Raw genomic sequence first — 22373 nt, forward strand, 5'->3', positions numbered from 1 at the left:
ATTGAAAAAAATTATTAAAACTTTATTATTATCTACGCTAATTTCAACTGCATCATTCACAGTTTTAGCTAAAAATGTTGAGCAAAAAGTTAATTTTTTACAAGGTTCAACTCATACCACATTAACTGGGAAATTTCAGGGTTATGATGATGTGAGATATAGAGTTTACGCAAAGAATGGACAAATATTAAAATTCAATATTAATAGTCTTGGTAATTTAGCCTATGTTAATATTTTTGCCCCAGGTAAAAAACCAGGTAAAGATAAGGCATTATTAATTGGTTCAACTGTGGGATCTAAAGGAGAACTTACTTTACCAGTCGATGGTGATTATATTGTTCAGGTTTACCAAATGCGAAATAGTGCTCGTAAAAATAAAACTGTGAAATATAGTCTAGATATTGAAATATTAAATAAAGTAAAAAAATAATGGTTGCTAGAATTTACTAGCTCTCAAAAGAGAACTAGTAAATTTGAAAAAGATATCAATAAAGATTAATCGGCTAAAGAAAAAGACTCATGAATAGCACAACTTTCAACAAAAGTTTGATCATGTGAAATGAGCAATACAGCACCTTCATAGCTTCGAATAGCAGTAGCTAATAGTTCTCTAGATTCAATATCTAAATGATTTTCTGGTTCATCTAATAACAAGAGTTCAGGGGTAGGATGTATCTGGCTAAGCGCCAATAAAGCTACTTTGAGTTTTTCACCACCACTGAGCTGAGATAAAAGTTGTGTACCTTTATCACCTCGAATTCGAAGTTGGCCTAATAGATTTCGCCATTCTAGTTCTGAAAGCTCACTATTCATGTGGCTTAGATTTTCAATCACCGTCATTTCATCACATAGAAAGCTAAAGTTTTGGTCCAGATAAAAGCACTCTACAAATAAGTGAATGCTGTCACATGGCTGTTTGTTTTGAGCTTGAATTGCTTTGAATAGTGTCGATTTACCAATACCATTTTGACCCGTTATGTGAATTTTTTCGGCTGCCTGTACCGCTAAATCTATGGGTTTTTGCTTTCCATATTTCAGTTTAAGTTTTTTAATGCGAAGAATTTCTCCAGATTTCTTATGAAAAGTAGGGAAGACAAACTGTTGTGGCTTGACGGTTTCAAGAAGCATTTTTTTGTCTGTTAAATCATTTTGACTGTTCGAAATTTGTCGTTGGTGCTGAGACTGTATAGCAGCAATACTTTGGCCTGCTTGTTCCTTTTTAAAATCGAGCAAAATTTTGGCTTGAGAATTTGATTCGCGTAATTTATTTCCAGCACGTTCACGTTTTTGAGCTTTCATTAGTACTTCATGCTGCTTTTGCTTCATGTGTTTAACGTCGCGTTGGCCTTGTTGAACAGATTGCTCTAGAGCTGCAACATGAGTTTGGTACTGGCCATAAAATTTTTCATAGTTTCCCGTAGTGTGATGTAAACCATGTTCATTCAAATGATAAATATGGTCTACTTCATTCAGCAAATTACGATCATGACTAATGATAAGGGCACCTGCTGGGTGTTTCCTCAAATGATCAATTAACCATTTTCTAGATTCCTGATCTAGATGATTACTAGGTTCATCAAGTAGCAAGTAATGATCTGATTTTAGAAATAAACAGCTTAATGCCAATTTTGTTTTTTGACCTTCGCTTAGGTTTTTCACTGGAAAGTCTAAATCTGTTGGTAAACCCGCAGACTCCAATAAATTATTCCATAAGGCAGGGAGGTCCCATTTACCTTCTAACAAATCATAATCATCAAAGTTGGCAACACCTTGTTCAACTCTTTTAAAAGCTTGATAAATATCTAGGATATCTAATGCTTCGGCAATGGTCTGTGCTGCTAAACGATGCAACTGAGGTAAATATGCATGCTTTACATACCAAGATATTTGCCCAGACGTCAGAATTGAATCTGATTTAAGCGTCTGATTTAAAATTTGCATAAGCAAAGATTTGCCTTGACCATTACGGCCAATTAAAGCAGATACTTGATGCGATTCAAGGCTAAAATTTAGTTGTTGAAACATGACTTTAGATGAAAATTCTAAAGAGAGTTGTGATATTACACATGCCTGCTGAGTCATAAAAAAACCTCATAAATACAGGATGTACAAAATAGGAAAAGTAGTTTTAAGCAGAGACGTTAAATCACAAAAAAATAGTCTATTTTGCACATCAAAAAAAGAAAAATTGATGAGAAAAAGACTTACTTCATTGGCGTGACTCACGAAATTGGAAGAATAAGAAACTATTCTAGCTGGATTTTTGATTAGTGTAAAATTTATGCAATTTATTTTATTAAAAAACCCAATCGTTGGATTGGGTTTTTTGCATCTAAAAAAGTTTATTCTTTTACAACCAATACCTGAATTTTGGTACTGTTTAAAACATCTTGAGCAAAGCTACCCAAAATAAGTTTTTGGAAGCCTTTGCGACCATGAGAACCAATCACAATCAAATCGGAACCTAAGCCTTCTACAGCCTTTAAAATACCATCTGAAGAAATTTCACCTTGGATGATTTGAGTTTCGGCATCAATACCTTCTTCGGCACATAAAGCTTTTACAGTTGCGAGTGTTTTTTCTGCATTTGCTCTTGCTTCAACAAAATAATCTTTTACAACAGGTGAGATGTAATAAAAATCTACACCGCTAAAAGGATCTACCGCAACTAAGCTAATAGCGGTCAATTTGCTCCCAAAAGCTTTTGCAATATGAGCTGCTTGTCTTGCTGCCGCTAACGAAATTTCCGAACCATCGACTGGTACAATAATATGTTGGTAATTCATAATGTTATTCCTCTTATTTACAGTTGTTATATGTATGAAGCATTTATTAATTAAAGATTAACATATTTCATTCACGGTAAACATCTATTCAGTCACAGGAAGGGAAAATTAAATAAATTTATTTTAAATCATTGGCTTGTGTTTATTTTTCTATTGATTGAGATGCCGTTTAGGTGGCATTGCTAAATAATTGATAATATTTACATGAAAATTACAAAAAATTACTGTTCATATTTCTGTCATATAGAAAACGTATAACAAAATAATGAATTAAGGGGAGAGTGAGGAAGATGGCTGATTTAACAGCAAAGAAAGTTAATAAACTTATTGAAGAGTTCCGTCAAACAGGTAAAGAACCCGAAAAGTTAGTTATTGGCTATAAAACTTATGCCAGACTGATGACCGAAGATAAATTTGCAGAAAAAGTTGTCCCTTCACTTGAAGACTCAAAAGAACGCTTATATAAAAATCTAAAAATTAGACTCGTCACTGAAAAACATTATTTTGAAATTAAATAAAAAATTATGTGAACTACATCACTTGTTATTAAACCAAAGTAACACTAAATAAGTTTAATAACATGATTATTGTATGATGATACAAATTAATGGTGTAGCCAACATTTGAAAACAGCAATCGTTTATAAACTCGATAGAATAAATTGCTTTTATTTTAAGTAGTGGAATAAATTGAAATGCCGACATTCAGTGTAATTATATTTTATGTTTTAGCTATATTAGGCAGTGTAGCTATTGTTTATGGAGTAATCAGTTTAAGTGTTTTTTTGATTATTATTGGATTAGCTCTATTATTTGCAGCATTATTATTAAAAAAAGAGTTTAAATTAGATATTTTATTTTGGAAATAAATATAATATGAGTTTGTATTTTAATTTCCTGTAAAATTGTCCAATAGAACTGAAATGAAAAAATTCAGTTCTAAAAATATTAGTTTTTTGATGAATATTTATACAATAACGTTTTTTTTGATCGGAATTATTACAATAAAATATAAAAGTAGAATATTTTAAGTTTATTTAAGTATTTAAAAATAAAAAAGTTTCATTTAGGATGAAAGTAAAATTGTAAAAGCGTTTTAGCTATTAAACAATAACAAAGCGAGGTGAGCATGACTTATAAGTATGAGTATGCAGGATTCTGGTTAAGATTTGGTGCAATGATCATTGATACTCTTATTCTTTTTTTGGCTGTTATTCCTGCCGCATGGATTTTTTATCAAGGGGATTACGACTTAGTCTTTGCCACAGGTTTAAGTACTAAGCCACAAAATTATTGGTTCGATTTGATTGTGAACTATGCATTTCCTTTATTGTATTCAGTTTTATGTTGGCTGTATTTTGCAGGAACGCCGGGTAAACGATTGATGCGATTAAAAGTTTTAGATGAAAAAACGGGTAGTAAGCTAACAGTTACGCAGAGTATTATTCGATATGTTGGCTACATTCCATCAATTTTAGTGTTTGGTATTGGTCTTTTTTGGGTTGCATTTGATGCTAAAAAACAAGGTTGGCATGACAAAATGGCAAAATCAGTGGTAGTAAGAGAGCTATAAAAATAAGATTGAAAAGCGTTCATAGCATTGAAAAAGGGGGCTATGAACGCTTTTTTATTAACTTTTTTTAACCTTAAATTTAAGAACTACAAATACGATAATGCCGACAATAAGTCCCCAAAAGGCTGAGCCAATACCAAAAAATTGAATGCCCGAAGCACTGCATAAGAAGGTAAATAATGCAGCTTCACGGTCTTCAACAGGGCCAAAGGCAAGCGCAATGTTATGGCTAATGGTACCAAGTAATGCGATGCCAGCTAAAGCTACAATAAAGATATGGGGAAAAGACATGAGCAAGCTTGTCAGTGTTGCTGCAAATAGTCCCATCAATGCATAGAAAAAACCAGAGCTTATGCCAGCAATATAGCGTTTACTTGGGTCAGGATGAACTTGATCGTCAAGGCATACAGCTGCACTAATCGCAGCAATATTAACGCTATAGCAACCAAAAGGTGCAAGCAAAACTTGGGTTAAACCTGTCCAGCCAATCAGTTGGTTAACATGTGGTTTATAGCCATAACTTTTAATCATGGCAATGCCGGGTAAATACTGCGAAGCCATACTAATCACAAAAAGAGGTAAGGCTAAGCCCAAAAGAGCCGACCAGCTAAAGACAGGACTAATCCAAACAGGTTTAGCCAAAGACCAGTGAAGCGTAGGCATATGAAAGTCTAAAAAAACAGGGCAGAGCACAACACCAGCTAGTGCTGTGAACACGATGCTATAACGAGGCCATAATCTTTTTGTAATGATATAAATGACGAGCAAAGATAAAACGAATGCCCAATCATTTTGCAAACTGGCGAATAGGGAAATACCAAATTTGAGTAAAACGCCTGCAAGCATGGCACTGGTCAAGCTTTGCGGAATATAGGAAAGCGCTTTTTGAAAAATTCCAGAAAAACCTAAAATCGCTGTCAGTACACCAACCACTAAAAAAGCACCAATTGCTTCATTTATGCTATATCCACCGCCAGTTGCAATAATTAAAGCGAGACCAGCGGTTGACCATGCAGTTGCTACAGGGTATTTAAATTTCCACGAAAGAATAAGTCCTGATAAACCAAGACCCAAACCTAAAGCCCAAAACCATGAGGTGATTTGTTCAGGTGAAGCACCTAAAGCTTGGGCAGCCTGAATCACTAAAATAGCCGAAACACTAATACCAATAAGAAAGGTAATGAAACCCGCGAATACGGCTGGAATAGAAAAATCTTGAAGAATCTTTTGCATAGCTAAATGTTCTAAATCCCTGAAAAATTAATATGTTTCTGCCTTTGCTTTCAGCTCGCTAAATCTAACAATTTTTTTAAAGAAGGTGCTTTCTATTTTTAACCTAAAATAGAAATAATATTTTTAAAATATCGAATAATGATATTATTCCTTCCATAAATAACACTAAATTTGGAATATCGTTTTATGGAAGAGCAGGCTGAAAACTTATCACCACTCGAATTGAAAATTATGCGCGCATTACAAGAAAATGGACGCTTAAGTAATGCCGAATTGGCTAAGCTCGTAGGCATAAGTACTTCATCTTGTTGGAATCATACACAGCGTCTTTTTAAGATTGGGGCAATTTTAGATGTACGCGCTAGGATCAATCCAAGCATGGTGCAACGTGATACGGTAGTACTCGTTGGAGTGGTTTTAGACCGTTCAACGCCTGATAGCTTTCAGGCATTTGAACAAGCATCAGGTGATTTGGAAAATGTTTTAGAGTGTTATCTGGTAGCGGGAGAAGTCGATTATTTTCTAAAAATTCGTGTTAAAGATTTAGCTGCGTTTAACCGATTCCATAGTGAAAAGATTATTGCTTTACCTGGAGTAAGACAAGTCAGAACATTTTTTGTGCTCAATGAAGTTAAAACAGATGGCATGCTGGCATTTTAATAGCTCATCATGTTTTAACTTTATAGTGAAAAAACCGATAGGTAACGATGATTAGATTGTTGAGGTTGCTAGTTTTAGACCAAATCCAAAGAATAGAATTCCGACTAAAAAAATACTACTCGCAGCAATTTTATGGTTTTGTTTAAAAAATGCTGAAAGTTTAATTCCAGAGAAGATTAATGCCGTTAAATAGCTAAAACTAATCACCTGTAAAATAACCGCTAAAATTAAAAAACTTAGAGCGGGGTAGGCATAGTCGGGTTCAACAAATTGAACAAAGAAAGATAGGAAAAATAAAATCGCTTTAGGATTAAGTAAACTAATACTGAGTGCTGTTTTATAAGGATGAACTTTATCTAAAGCGGGTAAATCAGCCATTTCTGGTTGTGGCTGATTACGTTGTTTCCAGCGTTGAATACTGCCTTGTAAGAGTTTAAAGCCTAAATAAGATAGGTAAAGTGCACCTGTTAATTTAAGAATAACAAATACCCATGGAAATGCTTTAAGTAGAGACGCAGCCCCTAGTACAGTACACAGCATTAAAATGAGATCACCAGTAAAAATACCTAATGCGCCCATATATCCGGTTTTAATCCCATAACGTGAAGCAATTGACATCACATATAGAGAGTTAGGCCCTGGCAATAACACAATTAGGAATGTACCAATAATATATGTTGTTAGATCTGTTATGCCGAACACGAGAAACCCAATAAAAAACCGATTTTTGCCATGATAACAAAAATCGGTGATTTTGTATGAAAAGTGCAGTTTTTTAAGGTTTAATTTCCGCATCAATTCCAAAAGATTGACGTAATAAAAAACTTAATTGGTCACGGGCTTTAATAAAGCCATCAACACCACCTTGTAAAAGTTGGAATGCCATTAAGTCATGATTAAGTTCATCTTTAAAGCTTTGTTCATTTTGAGCTGGTCTAACAATAGACTCTGCTTGCTTTGATTTAGTCGCATCAAGAGCTGCATCAACTGTACGCGTATCTTGCTCAAGCTGGCTAAGTAGACCAGGAGAGATCGTTAGCAAATCACATCCTGCAAGTCCAAGCACTTGATCAATGCTACGGAAGCTCGCACCCATCACTTGAGTTGGAATATTTTGCTGTTTGTAGTAAGTGTAGATTTTCTTAACTGAAACCACACCCGGGTCTTTTTCGATTGGGTAAGCGTCTACACCTTCAGCTTTTTTGTACCAGTCTAAAATACGGCCTACAAATGGTGAAATTAAAGTTACTTTAGCTTCTGCACAAGCTTGAGCTTGATGCAAACCGAAAAGGAGAGTGAGGTTGCAAGCAATCCCTTCAGCTTCAAGTACTTTAGCAGCTTGAATACCTTCCCAAGTTGACGCGATTTTAATCAGAATGCGTGACTGATCAATACCATAACCTTTGTAAAGTTCACATAATTCATGTGCTTTTTGAATGGTGGCTTCAGTGTTGTATGAAAGTGCAGCATCAACTTCTGTAGAAACACGGCCTTCAATGAGTTTTAAAATTTCTACGCCAAATTTTACAGTCAAAATATCAATCGTTCTTTCGATTAACTCATCGTTGCTATAGCCTTCTTCTTTGGCTTGATAATAAGCATCTTCAATCAGCTCTTTACTTTCAGGTTGTTCTGCGGCTGCCGTAATCAATGAAGGATTTGTCGTCGCGTCTAATGGACGAAATTTACGAATTGCATCAAGGTCACTACTATCGGCAACAACGGTCGTTAATGTTTTTAATTGGTCAAGTGCTGTATGAGTCATTGATATTCAACATCTTCAGTAATAAATCTTATGTTTTCTTTTATAGCACAAAGTCTATTCATGCTGTCGATATATCAATTGTTATATTTCAAAGAAAAACGTTTAGGTTCTGCATCTCAATTGAAATAATTTTAAGGTGCCTGTTGCATTCGTTGCTTACGGATATATTCAATTAGAAATCTGGCTGCCGCACCAAGTTCACTTTCACGGCTCCATACTAAGTCGACGTAATATTCAAATCTTGGAGTGAAATCTAATAAATCCAATACCTTAAGCTTGTTTTTTAATTCAGGGTTTTCTTTAAACATTTCTTGAGGAAGAACACCCCAACCCAAATTACGTAAAATCATTAAACAAGCAGAGTGATGGTTGTCTGTACGCCAATAGTGTTTCGAAAATAGCAATTCAGGTTTTAAAGTCTCATCTCGGCTCGCAACTACAATTTGTCGTGTAGTAAGGATTTGTTCATAAGAAACCTGATTTTGGCTTGCGAGGGGATGGCTATTTGAAATAACCGGAATTAAAGCCTCACGTTTAAGTTCTACAAATTGTTCTCTGTTATCTAGGTGTTCGCGTTCAAACATCAATGCTAGTTGTGCAGAGCCATCTAATAACATTTGAAGTGCATCTTCTTGAGGAGCAGACACAATATTAATTTGTAAGTCTGGAAAACGACTTTCTAAAAGACAAATATAGTCGGTCCAATTGGTGTGTAAAAGTTCAGAGACAATTACAAGAGTTAAATTGGCTTCTAACCCTGTACTTAACGCGTGAGCGTGTTGTTTCCATTGATTCATCTCAATCAAAAGCTGAGATGTCTTTTCGTATAGCACCCGTGCTTCGTCAGTAGGGACTGGTTCACGGCCTTTACGGTCAAATAAAGTCAGGTTCAGATCAATTTCTAAGTTGGCAATAGACATGCTTACAGCCGAAGGAACTTTTCCAAGTTTACGTGCTGCTGCTGAAAAAGAGCCGGTTTCAATTACGGCCTGAAACATGAGTAGTTGTTCTTGATTAATATTCATCTGTCAAAAAAAGTGAAAGAACCTGATTGGATTAATCAATATTATAAAAATAAAATGCACATTATCCAAGTTATTATTGAGTATTTAAAAATGTTGATTTCCAAGAGAAGGCTCATTCATGCAATCAGTTATGAAGGAATTTTATTGGTCATCATTGCGATTGCATTAAGTTTTATTTTTGATATGCCAATGGACGTAACCGGAACACTCGGTATGTTTATGGCAGTTGTTTCAGTTTTCTGGAATATGATTTTTAACCACTATTTCGAAAAAGTAGAGCATAAATATAATTGGGAAAGAACGATCCCTGTGCGGATTTTACATGCGATTGGTTTTGAAGGTGGCTTGTTGATTGCAACAGTACCGATGATTGCATATATGCTTCAGATGAGTGTCATCGATGCACTTATTTTAGATATTGGTTTAACCTTATGTATTTTGGTTTATACCTTTATTTTCCAGTGGTGTTATGACCATATCGAAGATAAGTTTTTCCCAGATGCTAAAGCAGCATCACTTCATTAAAAATTAAGTTGTTAAACTAAAAAAGCACCCTGATGGGTGCTTTTTTAAAGGTGAACCGTAGAATTATTTCTCTACGATTGCTACAACACCTTCACCACCTGCTGTACAGATCGAGATTAATGCGCGGCCTGAACCTTTTTGATTAATCAATTTAGCAGCAGTTGCCAAGATACGACCACCAGTTGCAGCAAATGGATGACCTGCACCTAAAGATGAACCATTTACGTTCAGTTTAGAACGGTCAATTGAACCTAAAGGTGCATCTAAACCAAGACGTTCTTTACAGAATTTTTCATCTTCCCAAGCTTTCAACGTAGACAACACTTGAGATGCAAATGCTTCATGGATTTCGTAGAAATCGAAATCTTGAAGTTTAAGGTTAGCACGCTTAAGCATACGAGGGACTGCATAAGCAGGAGCCATTAACAAACCTTCTTTAGGGCCGTTCTTACCAATGAAGTCAACAGCCGCTGTTTCAGAGAAAGAAAGATAAGCTAAAACTTCATGACCATTTTCTTTTGCCCATTCTTCAGAAGCAAGCAATACAACAGAAGCACCGTCAGTTAACGGAGTTGAGTTACCCGCTGTCATTGTTGCAGTTTCGCCTTTACCGAAAACTGGCTTCAATTTAGCAAGTTTTTCAACTGTGCTGTCTGCACGTAAGTTGTTGTCACGGTTAAGACCTAAGAATGGAGTGATTAAGTCATCAAAGAAACCACGTTCATAAGCAGCAGCAAGTTTTTGATGGCTGCTTGCAGCTAATTCGTCTTGCGCTTCGCGAGTAATACCCCATTCTAAAGCAGTAATTGCTTGGTGCTCGCCCATTGAAAGGCCAGTACGTGGTTCACCATTGCTTGGAGCATCAAGTAGCTTTTTAAAATCAATTTTTGTTAAAGCTTTGAGACGGTCTTTACCAGTCTTAGCAACATTGAGCTCAAGTAAAACTTTACGTAACCCATCACCTACAGCAATCGGTGCGTCAGAAGTTGTGTCTACACCACCTGCAATACCTACATCGATTTGACCAAGTGCAATTTTGTTTGCAACAACAAAAGCTGCTTGTAAACCTGTACCACAAGCAATTTGAATGTCATAAGCAGGAGTTTCAGGAGCAAGATCTGTGCTCAATACAACTTCACGAGTCATGTTGAAGTCACGGCTATGTTTTAAAACAGCACCCGCAACGACTTCACCAATACGCTTACCTTGTAAGTTAAAGCGCTCAACCAAACCATTCAATGCTGCTGTCAGCATGTCAGAATTAGACGCTTTAAAATAAGCAGTATTTGAACGTGCAAATGGAATACGGTTGCCACCAATAATTGCAACGCGGCGAACAGTGTTTTGGCTCATGGTTTTATCCTGTTGAACAGAAGTTTTGGTTTTTGTTGCTTTTGGTGCTGCAACTACATTATTAGAAGATGTAGATGGGGTTGCTGTAGCAGCGCTCTTATTACGAGGGCTACGTGCAGGTGCAGTCGTTGAACGAGTACGTGTCGTTTTTGGAGTATTAGTTGCTGCTTTAGGAGTTGTGCTGTTACGCTTAGCCGTGTTAGAAGCCGGCTTTGATGTATTTGACACTTTTTCCTCAGCAGAATTCTCGACTGCTGGATTTTCTTGAGTTGTCTTGCTCATAAGGCTTTTCCAAGCATATTAACGATATTCTTATAAGCTACATTAACACAATTCAAATAGACCTGTATTGACTAGAATGACATTGTAGATAGCATTCAGGTCAAGACATCCAAAGATGAACTCAAGTATGATTTGAAGTAACTCTAATGAACGACTGATTTCATATTGTTGCTATTCATCTCATAACATAATGAAGCCTGTCGTAGAAAATTCATTTCTTTGAGAGATAATAATCATGACTGATCAATACCAAGCATTTACACAATCTCCTATTGGTAAATTCGTTGTTAAAAATCTGGGTTTACCATCGCCAGTTGCATTAGAGCGTTTTGAAAGTGCTCAGCCAGTAGTGAATGGTGCAGTATTGGTTGGCGCAGCGCCGTCAAGTGTATTATCTGGTGCGATTGCACAAGTACTTAGCAATATTCATGCTGACAGCTATGTAGGCAATAATGTTGCATTACAGCAAGAAGCTGCAAAAGTTGGTTTAAATTTACGCCCATTTAATGCAGGCGACAAAGAATCAAAATTCAAAGCAGTAGTATTTGATGCTTCTGGTATTCAAAACTCAGAACAGTTAAATGAACTTTATAAATTCTTTAACCCGATTGCACGTCAAGTTGCGACTTCTGGTCGTGTTATTGTCATTGGTACAACTCCTGAAACTGCAAAAACTGTAAAACAAGCGATCGCTCAGCGTGCACTTGAAGGCTTTATCAAATCTGTAGGTAAAGAATTTAAAAAGGGTATTACTGCTCAAGTTGTCTATGTAGACGAAGGCGCTGCTGCAAACCTTGAATCAACTTTACATTTCTTGCTTTCTCCACGTTCAGCTTATGTGTCTGGTCAAGTGATTCGTGTATCTAAAGCAGATGTGGTTGATGTTGACTGGGCTAAACCGCTTGCTGGGAAAACTGCATTAGTAACTGGTGCAAGCCGTGGTATTGGTGAAGCAATTGCACATGTGCTTGCACGTGATGGCGCTCATGTTATTTGTTTAGATGTACCACAACAACAAGCTGACCTTGACCGTGTAGCTGCTGACATTGGCGGTTCTACATTGGCAATTGACATTACTGCTGCTGATGCGGGCGAAAAAATTAAAACTGCTGCGGCAAAACAAGGCGGTTTAGATATTATCGTTCATAACGCAGGTATTACTCGTGACAAAACTTTGGCAAACATGAAGCCAGAGCTTTGGGACTTGGTTATTAACATTAACTTGTCTGCTGCTGAACGTGTAAATGACTACTTGTTAGAAAACGATGGTCTAAATGCAAATGGCCGCATTGTTTGTGTATCATCAATTAGTGGTATTGCTGGTAACCTTGGTCAAACAAACTATGCTGCATCTAAAGCTGGTGTAATTGGTTTAGTTAAATTTACTGCACCTATCTTAAAAAATGGTATTACCATTAACGCAGTAGCACCGGGCTTCATCGAAACTCAAATGACTGCGGCAATTCCATTTGCAATTCGTGAAGCTGGTCGCCGTATGAACTCAATGCAACAAGGTGGTTTACCTGTTGATGTAGCAGAAACGATTGCATGGTTTGCATCAACTGCTTCTACAGGTGTAAACGGCAACGTTGTACGTGTATGTGGTCAAAGCTTGTTGGGCGCTTAAGCACTTTTAGCTAAAAAGGGGTGCTTGTGCATCCCTTTTTTATTCAAGAATCTATAAATTATAAAAGGTTAGGTATGAATACTCGTCATTTTAGCCAGCTACCAAAAGCGGCATTAGCTTACCCAAAAGTGGTACAAGGTTTAATTTTTAAAAAGCCGAAAGGTCCAAAAATCTTACCGCAAGTTGAATATGTAGTAGATACTCTAGAAATTGATCAAAGTCATCTTAAAGCTTATAACGAAGTATGTGGCTTTCAAAATAATGGCTTTGTACCCGCAATTTATTTGGCTGTGCTTTCTCAAAGTTTGCAAATGCACATGATGACAGCAGAAGCATTTCCATTTCCAATTTTAGGTTTAGTGCATATCCGTAACCAGATTAAACAAACCAGACCAATTGGTGTAACTGAAAAACTAACTTTGTCATGTAAATTTGGCGAACTAAAACCGCATGATAAAGGTGTTCAGTTTGACTTTATTACCACGGCAAAAGTTGGTAATGAAGTGGTGATGGAAGGCTTAACAACTTATTTATCTCGTCAAAAAGTCGAGAAAAGAGTGGGGGAGAAAGCCAAAGAAGAACAAGCGCCAGCTTATGTTCCAAAGGCCCAGTGGGATATTTTAGAAAACACAGGCCGCCGTTATGCGAAAGTGTCTGGAGATTTTAACTTAATTCATATTCATGCTATTACAGCAAAAGCATTTGGCTTTAAACAAGCAATTGCACATGGCATGTGGAGCAAGGCTAAAGCGCTAGCGAACCTCGAATTACCAAATGCTTATGAAGCAGATGTGTGGTTTAAGCTACCAATGTTCTTACCGTCAAAAGTTGAGTTTTTAACTGCCAATGCAGATAAAAAGACTGATTTCTTGATTCGTAATGCGAAATCACAAAAACCGCATGTTGCAGGAACTGTAAAAGCATTATAAAAATATCAGCAGCCTGAACAGATGTTTGGGCTGCTTTTGAGCAAAATAACAAAAAATGCAAGGAACTTCATGTGATTAAAGAAATTTTACTGGCCGATACCCATAACTATCACGGTATTTTAGATGAACGTTTTATTGATTTAGCCCACCAATTTAGCCGTCTTCAAGATGCTAGAACAGGACAAGGTGGAGCTGCATTAGCGGTTTATTTTAGAGGCCAGAAAGTTGTAGATATTTATACAGGTCTCAAATCACAAACTGAAGCTTGGCAACCTGACACTTTGGCAGTTTGCTACTCTACAGGTAAGGGTGTACTTGCAACTTTAGCGCATATTTTAGTAAGTAAAGGTTTTTTAGAATACGATAAACCGATTGCGACTTATTGGCCTGAGTTTGCTCAAAATGGTAAAGAGCAAATGACTTTACGTCATGTGCTAAGTCATCAAAGCGGCATGTTTGATGTTCGAAATATTATTGAAAGTGCAAGGGAAATGCTCGACTGGTCTCATATGTTAAATGTGATTGCAGCGACTAAGCCTAGATTCCTTGTCGGAGAGGGCAATGCTTATCAAGCTTTAACATTTGGCTGGCTTGTCGGTGGCGTGCTTGAAAAAGCAACTGGTCAATCTTTAGATCGGCTCATGCAAAAATATCTAGTTGAACCGTTACAGTTAGACGGTGCTTATTTTGGTACGCCTGCAAGTGAGCTAGACCGTGTAGCACGTTTAATTATTCAACCCAAACCTGAAAAACCAGCGGCTCCCCAAGTTGAAAAACCTAAAAAGGCTCAAGCACGCAAGAGTTCACTTTCTGAAAAAATGATCACGTGGACGGGGCAAGATCCGCAAGATTTTCAGGATGCCATGATTCCAAAAGGAATGAAGCATTTTAGTTTCTTTAGTGATGAAGGATTACAAGCAGTCATTCCGGCGGCAAACGGTACGTTTACTGCAAATAGTCTTGCTAAAATTTATGCGATGCTAGCAAATCAGGGTGAATGGGATGGACAGCAACTTATTCGCCCAGAAATATTTAAAGAGCTCAGTACCATTCAAAGTTATGCACGGGATCGTGTCATGCCAATTCCGATGAATTGGCGTTTAGGATATCACCGCATTATTACCATGGGTAAACGCGCTAAAAATGGCTTTGGACATATTGGTTACAATGGTTCAGGGGCGTGGTGCGATCCTGAGCGCGACCTGAGTTTTGCCTATACTCATAATTTTCAAATTGGTTCGATCACGGGTGATTATCGTTTGTGGGGGCTGACTCAAGAAGCCTTACGTTGCACTGACCAAATTTTAAAAGGCCGTAAAGGCTGGTTCTAATTTTAGTGTTGTAAAGCTGGTATTCTAATGAATGCCAGCTTCTATATTTATAATAATTCTAGGCGAATAATTGCTTCAGTATGACGCTTAAAGTCTTCTTCAGCTAAACCTTGTAAACCAAGTTGATAAATACCTTCTAATCCGCATACAAAGGCAATGAGTCGCCAAGCTATGTCTGTTGAATTAGATATATTTTTAAATTCACCTTCTTTTTTACCACATTCAATTGCTTGCACAATTGTTTGATGCCAATTCTGCATGGCAAGGTTATAAGCCTTTCGTATTTCAACATCTTGTTCAATTAAGAGTTCAGCCTCATTCCATAAGCGTAAGTAGGGCTGAAGTCTATCTATGTTTTCTGCGCCTAATAAGATGAATAGCCTTTGAAATTGGCTAGTGGTTTTTAGAGTTTGTTCAATTTCATCAAGCTGTTCCATGAGCTTTAAAAAAGCTTCAGCTTTTAAATGAGATGCCGACGAAAAGTGGTGGTGAACTTGTCCGGTAGAGGTTTGTGCTTCTGTTGCGATTCGGCGTACCGTCATGGCTGTAAAACCTTCAGCCAAAGCAACTTGCATGGCTGCTTGCAGAATCATTTCTCTGCGTTGATCGCGATTAAGATAGGCCATGTTTCTTTCACCTGACTGAATTCGACACAAATTACATTAAAACTAAAAGTTGGACAAGTGTCCAATTGTGTATATAATAACCATGATTTGAACACATGTCCAAGTTTTGGATATTGAAGAGCGTTATGCAAAAAAAATGGTTAATCCTGACAATTATCGTCCTTATATATTTACCAGTTACGATTGATGCAACGGTGATGCATGTTGCAACACCATCTTTAAGTGCAGCATTGAATTTAACTGCCAATCAGCTTTTATGGGTCATTGATATTTATTCACTGATTATGGCGGGTTTGATTTTGCCGATGGGTGCACTTGGTGATCGTATTGGCTTTAAAAAATTATTATTTATTGGAACTGCAATTTTTGGAGTCGGTTCCTTAGCTGCGGCTTTTTCTCCAACGGCTTACGCCTTAATTGCTTCCCGTGCTGTTTTAGGTCTAGGGGCAGCAATGCTTATTCCTGCCACTTTATCAGGCATCCGTAATGCTTTTACTGAAGAAAAGCAGAGGAATTTTGCACTTGGTCTTTGGTCTACAGTGGGTGGTGGCGGAGCAGCTTTTGGTCCATTAGTTGGTGGTTTTGTACTAGAACACTTCCATTGGGGAGCAGTATTCCTCATCAATATCCCGATTATTTTAGTCGTTCTGGTCATGATCGCGATGATCATTCCTAAACAACAAGAGAAAACGGATCAGCCAATTAATTTAGGGCAAGCTTTAATTTTAGTCGTGGCAATTTTAAGCCTGATCTATTCAATCAAATCGGCGATGTACAACTTCTCGGTACTTACAGTCGTGATGTTTGTGGTTGGTATAAGTACTTTAATCCACTTCATTCGAAGCCAAAAAAGAACGACCACGCCAATGATTGATTTGGAGTTATTTAAACATCCAGTCATTTCTACCAGCATTGTTATGGCGGTGGTTTCCATGATTGCTTTGGTTGGGTTCGAATTACTTTTGTCTCAAGAGTTGCAGTTTGTACATGGGTTTTCACCATTACAGGCAGCCATGTTTATTATTCCATTCATGATTGCAATTAGTTTAGGTGGTCCATTAGCTGGTATTTGCTTGAATAAGTGGGGACTTAGACTTGTATCTACTGTTGGTATTTTAATAAGTGGATTTAGTCTATGGGGGCTTGCCCAGCTTAACTTCTCGACCGATCACTTTTTAGCGTGGACGTGTATGGTCTTTTTAGGCTTTAGCATTGAGATTGCCTTATTGGCTTCAACTGCCGCCATTATGTCATCCGTTCCACCTCAAAAGGCAAGTGCAGCAGGTGCGATCGAAGGTATGGCCTATGAGCTTGGTGCTGGTTTGGGCGTTGCTATATTTGGGTTAATGTTATCTTGGTTTTATAGTCGCTCAATTATTTTGCCAGCAGAGCTTCCGTCGAACTTAATTGAAAAAGCGAGTATCTCGATTGGTGAAACCATGCAATTAGCTTCTAACCTTGAAAGCCCTTTGGGAGGGCAATTAATTGCAGTTGCTCAGCAAGCTTTTAGCTATGCGCATAGTTGGGTGCTTACCATTTCAGCTATTTGTTTCTTCCTTTTAACTGTATTTGTCTGGTTTAGCTTTCCAAAGAAAGTAAATTAAGAAATTCAAAATAGAGGATAAAAAGAGAGGTTATCTTTCTTTTTATCCTTAAATATCTTTTTTAATATTTTCTTCATATCGAAAATTGGTTATTTAATTCTCATAAACAAACTATTCTTTAACAGGTTTCATGTTTTTATTTCAAAATGATTCAATATTCATGTAATTGAAATTTAATGAAAAATGAATTGATCGAAAATTGACTGTAAAAAAATGGTTTGTTAACCTGCTATTCGAAAATCTAAAAACAAATAAAAGAGGCAGCTGTGAATTTTAAATTAAAAACATCACTCATTATTGGAGCAATTGTTGCGTCTTCACTTGTATATGCCGCAACTGTACTTTCACCAAATCAGAATAATAATAGTGGATCAATTCCATCTGGTTATTCAGATTTAGAATTTTCTTTAGCAAATGGGAATTGGGTCAAAAATCTCTCTTTACCGGTAAGCGCTAATAATTCGGACAAGATTACAGTTCGTTCTAGTGCCGCTTATAGTAGTTATTTAGATACTTCTAATACCAATATTCCGTTAGAAGTGTTGAAGATAAATAGTGGAGATGTTTATCAATTCATCTTTAATAGCAGTCAAAATAAATGGATCGCTCAGTTAGCGACAGTGAGTCCTACTAATGGGGCGACCTATGAAGTTGTTCCATTAACAACTGCATCAATTCAAAAAGTACTCATTCAAAATGACAAATGGGCACAAACCATTGCATTACCGAGTGATGTACGTGACGGAACAACCGTACAAATTGTTTCTACAGCAAGTGCAAGCTCAGAGATTGATAAAACAAATTTACTATTCCCGAGCAGTTTTACATTAAAAAATGGCTCTGAATATTGGTTTAAATATTATTCTGCTTTAGGGAAATGGGTTCCAGAATATATAAAACCTCAGAAGCTAAATGTTCAGCAAATTGGAACGTCATTAGCCGCGGTAAGTAGCCCGCTAACGGAAGTTTCATTTGGAGATGGAAATTGGGTTTCGAATTTCACTTTACCTACGACTGCAAGTGATCGAGATAGAATTATTATCAAGTCTACAGCGACTTGGTCTGCAAAAATTAATAACACCAATATTAATAGCCAAGCGACTTTAACGCTTAAAACAGGCGATCAATATGAGTTTATGTATGTAAGCGACAAAGGATATTGGCAGCTGATCTCTTCACCAACAAAGGTGATTGATTCATCGGCAACAATCCCTGCAACTTTACCGAATATGACTCAGCCCACATTAAAGGTGAAACTGTCTACATCAAATTGGCAACCGACCTTGCAGCTACCCGCTAAAGCTCAAGTCGGGGATAAGGTGGTTATTGTGTCGAATGCGTCGGCAGACACCTATATTAATGCGGCTAATGGCTTGTCTACTGCAATTAAAAATGGTGAAAATCGCCGTTTTATTTATACCGCTCAAGGCTGGACAGTAGATAGTTATACAATTGATATGTTGTTGGTTTCTAGCCCAGAAGTAAACTCAATTTTAGGTGAGAGCGCTGCAAAACTTAGAATGATTGAAGGCGTAAATTTAACAAATTTAACTGCTGAAAATTCGAATGCACGTTTTTACTTAAGAGATGTGGGCTATTTAACTTATAAAATCCCTGCTACCACTTTAAAAGAAGCAATTTCGACTGGACGAGATGACACCACGGTACAAAATGAGCGAAAACGTGTATTGGCAGATGGTGTTTATTATCAAGGTAATGAACCTGGTGACGGTGGCTGTGGTTGGGCTTGGATCAATGCTTCTGCATATAATATGATTGGCGCAAATGATATTGCAGGTTGTTCTTTCGCGGCCATGCGCCATGAAGTCGGGCATAATCTTGGCCTGTACCATAATGGTTCAACCAATATTGGTTCAGGCTTTGCTCATCCTTTAGGGAGTACAGCAATGGGTGGTAATAATATTAATTTCTATTCGAGTCCGTATCTATATAACCCTAAATATGGTGTACGTTTAGGTGAAGAAGGCAAGATTGATGCTGTCAGTGTCATTAACCTGAATGCGCAGAAAATTTCTCTATATAACTAATCTCTATTTTAGCTGTAAATAATGAAGAAAAATAAATTGTTAATAGGAACTGCTATCGCTTGTGTGGCGTTAGTAGTTTTAATCTGGTTTGCTTTTTCACAGCAAAGCTCTTCTGCTTTAACGTCGCCTTTAGAAAGTCGGCAAGAGTCTGGGACAAAAGTGACAGATAGCCAGAATGAATTTACTCGTCAAAATATGCTGAATTTGAGTTCATCAGAAAAGGAAAAGTTGTCACAGCAACAGATTGTTTTTAATGAAATAGAAAAGGATCAATTACCTTCGAATGTTAATTTTCCTCTGCTTAAAAATGCGAAAGGTATGATCATTAAATATGATCCAAATGTGATTGAACTTAAAAAAGTGAGCGACACTGTTAAGTTCCAAATGTTGGAATATGGCATTAATCGCACAGGTAAAATTGTAGAGATCGAACCTGTTGACCAAGATATTGTTCGGTGGACTGGCAAATTTGATCAGGGCGATCCAAATCAGAATTTCTTTACCATTACTCAAAGTCAAAAAGACCATTATACGATCATGCAGATTTTTACCGAGAAAGGAAATTATTCGGCTGAAATTAAGAATGGTGTAGGGCTGGTCCAAACCATGGATGAAGGTGTAACTGATCAAGAGCTTCATCATGATCATCCTTAGACAAATAAATGGTTCTGGTAGAGAAAAGAAGTCAGTTCGCAGTTTATCTGTACGGATATGAGCTTTATGCGTTCACACTCTTTTAAAAACAAAGTATGCTTATGCCTGTAAAAAGGAGCATACATGTATCAAGTACTTGCTAGAAAATACCGTCCACGTAATTTCAATGAGTTAGTGGGACAAAACCATGTTTCTCGTGCATTAAGTAGTGCATTGGAACGCGGTCGTCTTCACCATGCTTATTTATTTACAGGAACGCGTGGTGTAGGTAAAACTACAATTGCACGTATTTTAGCCAAGTGTTTGAACTGCGAAATGGGTGTGACTTCAACGCCGTGTGAAGTCTGTGCAACGTGTAAAGCGGTAAATGAAGGCCGTTTCATTGACCTGATCGAAATCGATGCTGCTTCAAGAACAAAAGTAGAAGATACACGTGAACTTTTAGACAACGTTCCTTATGCGCCAACGCAAGGTCGTTTTAAAGTTTACCTGATTGACGAAGTGCATATGCTTTCTACGCATTCTTTTAATGCGTTATTAAAAACACTAGAAGAACCACCAGAACACGTTAAGTTTCTGTTTGCAACGACTGATCCACAAAAGCTACCAATTACGGTCATTTCACGTTGTTTGCAATTTACTCTACGACCTTTAGCTGTCGATGAAATTACCAAGCACCTTGGTGCTATTCTTGAAAAAGAGCAAATTAATGCCGATCAGGATGCAATTTGGCAAATTGCTGAATCTGCTCAAGGTTCATTACGTGATGCATTATCTTTAACTGACCAAGCGATTGCTTATGGTCAAGGTTCTGTACATCATCAAGATGTTAAAGAAATGCTTGGCTTGATTGACCGTACGATTATTTATGATTTGATTTTAGCGATTCATCAGAACCAACGTGAGAAAGTTAGTCAGCTTTTATTGCAATTTAGACATCAAGCGTTAGATGTTTCACTGGTGCTTGATCAGTTGATTTCGACATTGCATGAATTGGCAATTTTACAATATCTACCTGATTTGAGTTTGAAATATAGCGATGAAATCAATCGCAAAATCATGCAACTGTCTAAGCTGATTTCTGCGCAAGATTTGCAGCTTTATTACCAAATCGCTTGTAAAGGTCGTTCAGACTTGCAACTTGCCGTGACGCAAGAGCAAGGTTTTGAAATGTGTGTTTTACGCTTATTGGCATTCCGTCCTTTAGCGCCAAATGAAATTTTAGTATCAGAGCCTGTTCAACAAAATGGACAAGCAGTGGTGAATCACCAAGTACAGCAACAAGTGCAAGATATTGCTCCTGTAAGTGCTATTCAGCCTGTTGAAGTTATTAGTCAACCCTCTATGGTTGAACCTGAACCTGAACCTGAACCTGAACCTGAACCTGAACCTGAACCTGAACCTGAACCTAAACCTCAGTCTAATCAGGATTTAATGGTATTTGACCCAAATCATCATGAGTTGATTGGACTTGAGTCAGCAGTTGTTCAAGAGACTGTTAGTGTTTTGGAAGAAGATTTCATTCCGGTACCAGAACAAAAGTTAGTACAAGTTCAGTTAGAAACCCCAGCAAAACAAATTGAACCAGAACCAGCTTTTTCTGCTGAGCCTCAAGGTTTGTTTGAGACATCTAGCGCTGAATTTTCCCTTGATCAAGATGCGCCTATAACTCCTGATTTGTCTTCTGAACCTGTTATTGAACAACAGTCATTTGTACAAGCCGAAGTAATGGTTCAAACAGAAACAGTTGCCGTTGTAAAAGAGCCTAGTGCAACTGATAACGGTCAGTTGATGCCTCAAGATATCTTGAAGCTGGCTCCTCAAGTTTTGGAAGGTGAGTGGACACTCGAAAAGTGGGAATATTGGTTTAGAAATAGTCAGCTTTCACCAGCCGTTCAAGAACTTGCTCAACATGGTGTGATGACTGGTGAAATTGGCGGCAATACTATTTTCCATATTCCTCAAGAATATGAAAATATGCTGACCCAATTGCAGCAAGGCCTTATTGATACATTAAATGAGCAATGGCCGCATACTCAATTTACAGTTGAATATGGTGCTTTGAATACATCTACACCATATACCATTCAAAGTGCGCGTAAAGAAAAAGCCTTTCACCGAGCAGCCGAGCTATTACAGCAACAGCCAGTTATTAAGAGTCTCATAGAAACTTTTGATGGCGAACTACAAAATATTCAATTAAAGCCTTAAATTTAACTGAGTTTTGATCTTGTGCAGAATATGAAAATAATAGAATTTTCATATTTTTCACTGGATTGAAATATTTGGGTCATGTCACTGTCATTGTAGTTTTCTATGTTAGCCATTTTAGATTTTAAATGGATTGTATACA

At 37.3% G+C, this 22373-nt stretch carries 21 protein-coding genes; 13 read left to right on the forward strand and 8 right to left on the reverse strand.

From position 1 onward, the window contains the following. The first annotated feature begins 1 nt into the window (after position 1). Positions 2-430 (forward strand): hypothetical protein, encoded by a 429-nt coding sequence (locus MJX77_RS12735; protein WP_005306476.1) that lies wholly within the window; start codon positions 2-4, stop codon positions 428-430. A gap of 65 nt (positions 431-495) precedes the next feature. On the opposite strand, the gene MJX77_RS12740 is transcribed toward MJX77_RS12735, so the two are convergent. Both MJX77_RS12740 and MJX77_RS12745 read right to left on the reverse strand, forming a co-directional pair. Continuing rightward, positions 496-2082, reverse strand: a complete 1587-nt coding sequence (locus MJX77_RS12740) for an ATP-binding cassette domain-containing protein (RefSeq protein WP_252059268.1) — start codon at positions 2080-2082, stop codon at positions 496-498. 260 nt (positions 2083-2342) lie between these two features. After that, positions 2343-2786 carry a universal stress protein gene (locus tag MJX77_RS12745; protein ID WP_004791681.1) on the reverse strand — a complete coding sequence of 148 codons (444 nt, stop codon included), beginning with the start codon at positions 2784-2786 and terminating at the stop codon, positions 2343-2345. A gap of 290 nt (positions 2787-3076) precedes the next feature. On the opposite strand from MJX77_RS12745, the gene MJX77_RS12750 reads away from it, so the two are divergent. The 3 genes from MJX77_RS12750 (at position 3077) to MJX77_RS12760 (ending at position 4358) form a co-directional block, all read left to right on the forward strand. Next, complete coding sequence (locus MJX77_RS12750; RefSeq protein WP_252059269.1) at positions 3077-3304, forward strand: hypothetical protein; 228 nt, start codon at positions 3077-3079, stop codon at positions 3302-3304. Between the two features lie 176 nt (positions 3305-3480). Continuing rightward, on the forward strand, positions 3481-3654 hold the full coding sequence (locus MJX77_RS12755) for a hypothetical protein (RefSeq protein WP_151828452.1): 174 nt from the start codon (positions 3481-3483) through the stop codon (positions 3652-3654). Positions 3655-3914: 260 nt separating this feature from the next. After that, positions 3915-4358 (forward strand): RDD family protein, encoded by a 444-nt coding sequence (locus MJX77_RS12760; protein WP_252059270.1) that lies wholly within the window; start codon positions 3915-3917, stop codon positions 4356-4358. Positions 4359-4415: 57 nt separating this feature from the next. On the opposite strand, the gene MJX77_RS12765 is transcribed toward MJX77_RS12760, so the two are convergent. Beyond that, positions 4416-5591, reverse strand: coding sequence for a benzoate/H(+) symporter BenE family transporter (locus MJX77_RS12765; RefSeq protein WP_252059271.1), 1176 nt, complete (start codon positions 5589-5591; stop codon positions 4416-4418). 186 nt (positions 5592-5777) lie between these two features. Between MJX77_RS12765 and MJX77_RS12770 the strand changes: the two genes are divergently transcribed. After that, positions 5778-6251: an Lrp/AsnC family transcriptional regulator gene (locus MJX77_RS12770; protein WP_004791690.1), complete on the forward strand. Its 474-nt coding sequence runs from the start codon at positions 5778-5780 to the stop codon at positions 6249-6251. Between the two features lie 51 nt (positions 6252-6302). Here the strand turns inward: MJX77_RS12770 and leuE are convergent, their stop codons facing one another. The 3 genes from leuE to aceR all read right to left on the reverse strand — a co-directional run bounded on the left by leuE (position 6303) and on the right by aceR (position 9041). Continuing rightward, on the reverse strand, positions 6303-6953 hold the full coding sequence (gene leuE / locus MJX77_RS12775) for a leucine efflux protein LeuE (RefSeq protein ID WP_049837344.1): 651 nt from the start codon (positions 6951-6953) through the stop codon (positions 6303-6305). 73 nt (positions 6954-7026) lie between these two features. Next, positions 7027-8016, reverse strand: coding sequence for a transaldolase (tal, locus tag MJX77_RS12780; RefSeq protein ID WP_252059272.1), 990 nt, complete (start codon positions 8014-8016; stop codon positions 7027-7029). Positions 8017-8147: 131 nt separating this feature from the next. Further along, positions 8148-9041, reverse strand: a complete 894-nt coding sequence (aceR, locus tag MJX77_RS12785) for an HTH-type transcriptional regulator AceR (RefSeq protein ID WP_151768350.1) — start codon at positions 9039-9041, stop codon at positions 8148-8150. Between the two features lie 90 nt (positions 9042-9131). On the opposite strand from aceR, the gene aceI reads away from it, so the two are divergent. Beyond that, positions 9132-9566 (forward strand): chlorhexidine efflux PACE transporter AceI, encoded by a 435-nt coding sequence (gene aceI, locus MJX77_RS12790; RefSeq protein ID WP_252059273.1) that lies wholly within the window; start codon positions 9132-9134, stop codon positions 9564-9566. A 63-nt stretch (positions 9567-9629) separates the two neighbouring features. Here the strand turns inward: aceI and MJX77_RS12795 are convergent, their stop codons facing one another. Continuing rightward, complete coding sequence (locus MJX77_RS12795; RefSeq protein WP_013197427.1) at positions 9630-11201, reverse strand: acetyl-CoA C-acetyltransferase; 1572 nt, start codon at positions 11199-11201, stop codon at positions 9630-9632. Between the two features lie 235 nt (positions 11202-11436). Here MJX77_RS12795 and MJX77_RS12800 point away from each other — a divergent pair, with 235 nt between their 5' ends. The 3 genes from MJX77_RS12800 (at position 11437) to MJX77_RS12810 (ending at position 15088) form a co-directional block, all read left to right on the forward strand. Continuing rightward, a complete protein-coding gene (locus tag MJX77_RS12800) occupies positions 11437-12828 on the forward strand; it encodes a 3-oxoacyl-ACP reductase (RefSeq protein WP_252059274.1) in 1392 nt (463 codons plus the stop codon). A gap of 74 nt (positions 12829-12902) precedes the next feature. Further along, a complete protein-coding gene (locus tag MJX77_RS12805) occupies positions 12903-13757 on the forward strand; it encodes a MaoC family dehydratase (RefSeq protein ID WP_107880882.1) in 855 nt (284 codons plus the stop codon). 71 nt (positions 13758-13828) lie between these two features. Then, on the forward strand, positions 13829-15088 hold the full coding sequence (locus MJX77_RS12810; RefSeq protein WP_252059275.1) for a serine hydrolase domain-containing protein: 1260 nt from the start codon (positions 13829-13831) through the stop codon (positions 15086-15088). 47 nt (positions 15089-15135) lie between these two features. Here MJX77_RS12810 and MJX77_RS12815 read toward each other — a convergent pair whose 3' ends face one another. Continuing rightward, positions 15136-15714: a TetR family transcriptional regulator gene (locus MJX77_RS12815; RefSeq protein WP_004791707.1), complete on the reverse strand. Its 579-nt coding sequence runs from the start codon at positions 15712-15714 to the stop codon at positions 15136-15138. A gap of 125 nt (positions 15715-15839) precedes the next feature. Between MJX77_RS12815 and amvA the strand changes: the two genes are divergently transcribed. The 4 genes from amvA (at position 15840) to MJX77_RS12835 (ending at position 22231) form a co-directional block, all read left to right on the forward strand. Next, entirely contained in the window at positions 15840-17318 is a 1479-nt protein-coding gene (gene amvA / locus MJX77_RS12820; RefSeq protein ID WP_151685115.1) for a multidrug efflux MFS transporter AmvA, read from the forward strand. 266 nt (positions 17319-17584) lie between these two features. Next, positions 17585-19366, forward strand: coding sequence for a metalloendopeptidase CpaA (gene cpaA, locus MJX77_RS12825; protein ID WP_252059276.1), 1782 nt, complete (start codon positions 17585-17587; stop codon positions 19364-19366). A 21-nt stretch (positions 19367-19387) separates the two neighbouring features. Beyond that, complete coding sequence (gene cpaB, locus MJX77_RS12830) at positions 19388-20020, forward strand: metalloprotease secretion chaperone CpaB (RefSeq protein ID WP_252059277.1); 633 nt, start codon at positions 19388-19390, stop codon at positions 20018-20020. 123 nt (positions 20021-20143) lie between these two features. Beyond that, positions 20144-22231, forward strand: a complete 2088-nt coding sequence (locus MJX77_RS12835; protein WP_252059278.1) for a DNA polymerase III subunit gamma/tau — start codon at positions 20144-20146, stop codon at positions 22229-22231. Positions 22232-22373 lie beyond the last annotated feature (142 nt).

It is taken from the genome of Acinetobacter sp. AHP123 (genome assembly GCF_023757925.1).
Taxonomy (GTDB): domain Bacteria; phylum Pseudomonadota; class Gammaproteobacteria; order Pseudomonadales; family Moraxellaceae; genus Acinetobacter; species Acinetobacter oleivorans.

Excerpts from the sequence above, each read along its gene's own strand:
- aceR (WP_151768350.1), bottom strand. The coding sequence starts at position 9,041 with ATGAATATTAATCAAGAACAACTACTCATGTTTCAGGCCGTAATTGAA.
- MJX77_RS12795 (WP_013197427.1), bottom strand. The coding sequence starts at position 11,201 with ATGAGCAAGACAACTCAAGAAAATCCAGCAGTCGAGAATTCTGCTGAG.
- MJX77_RS12770 (WP_004791690.1), top strand. The coding sequence starts at position 5,778 with ATGGAAGAGCAGGCTGAAAACTTATCACCACTCGAATTGAAAATTATG.
- MJX77_RS12800 (WP_252059274.1), top strand. The coding sequence starts at position 11,437 with ATGACTGATCAATACCAAGCATTTACACAATCTCCTATTGGTAAATTC.
- MJX77_RS12805 (WP_107880882.1), top strand. The coding sequence starts at position 12,903 with ATGAATACTCGTCATTTTAGCCAGCTACCAAAAGCGGCATTAGCTTAC.
- MJX77_RS12750 (WP_252059269.1), top strand. The coding sequence starts at position 3,077 with ATGGCTGATTTAACAGCAAAGAAAGTTAATAAACTTATTGAAGAGTTC.
- MJX77_RS12765 (WP_252059271.1), bottom strand. The coding sequence starts at position 5,591 with ATGCAAAAGATTCTTCAAGATTTTTCTATTCCAGCCGTATTCGCGGGT.
- tal (WP_252059272.1), bottom strand. The coding sequence starts at position 8,016 with ATGACTCATACAGCACTTGACCAATTAAAAACATTAACGACCGTTGTT.
- aceI (WP_252059273.1), top strand. The coding sequence starts at position 9,132 with ATGTTGATTTCCAAGAGAAGGCTCATTCATGCAATCAGTTATGAAGGA.
- MJX77_RS12755 (WP_151828452.1), top strand. The coding sequence starts at position 3,481 with ATGCCGACATTCAGTGTAATTATATTTTATGTTTTAGCTATATTAGGC.
- MJX77_RS12835 (WP_252059278.1), top strand. The coding sequence starts at position 20,144 with ATGTATCAAGTACTTGCTAGAAAATACCGTCCACGTAATTTCAATGAG.
- cpaB (WP_252059277.1), top strand. The coding sequence starts at position 19,388 with ATGAAGAAAAATAAATTGTTAATAGGAACTGCTATCGCTTGTGTGGCG.
- MJX77_RS12760 (WP_252059270.1), top strand. The coding sequence starts at position 3,915 with ATGACTTATAAGTATGAGTATGCAGGATTCTGGTTAAGATTTGGTGCA.
- MJX77_RS12815 (WP_004791707.1), bottom strand. The coding sequence starts at position 15,714 with ATGGCCTATCTTAATCGCGATCAACGCAGAGAAATGATTCTGCAAGCA.
- MJX77_RS12740 (WP_252059268.1), bottom strand. The coding sequence starts at position 2,082 with ATGACTCAGCAGGCATGTGTAATATCACAACTCTCTTTAGAATTTTCA.
- MJX77_RS12745 (WP_004791681.1), bottom strand. The coding sequence starts at position 2,786 with ATGAATTACCAACATATTATTGTACCAGTCGATGGTTCGGAAATTTCG.
- amvA (WP_151685115.1), top strand. The coding sequence starts at position 15,840 with ATGCAAAAAAAATGGTTAATCCTGACAATTATCGTCCTTATATATTTA.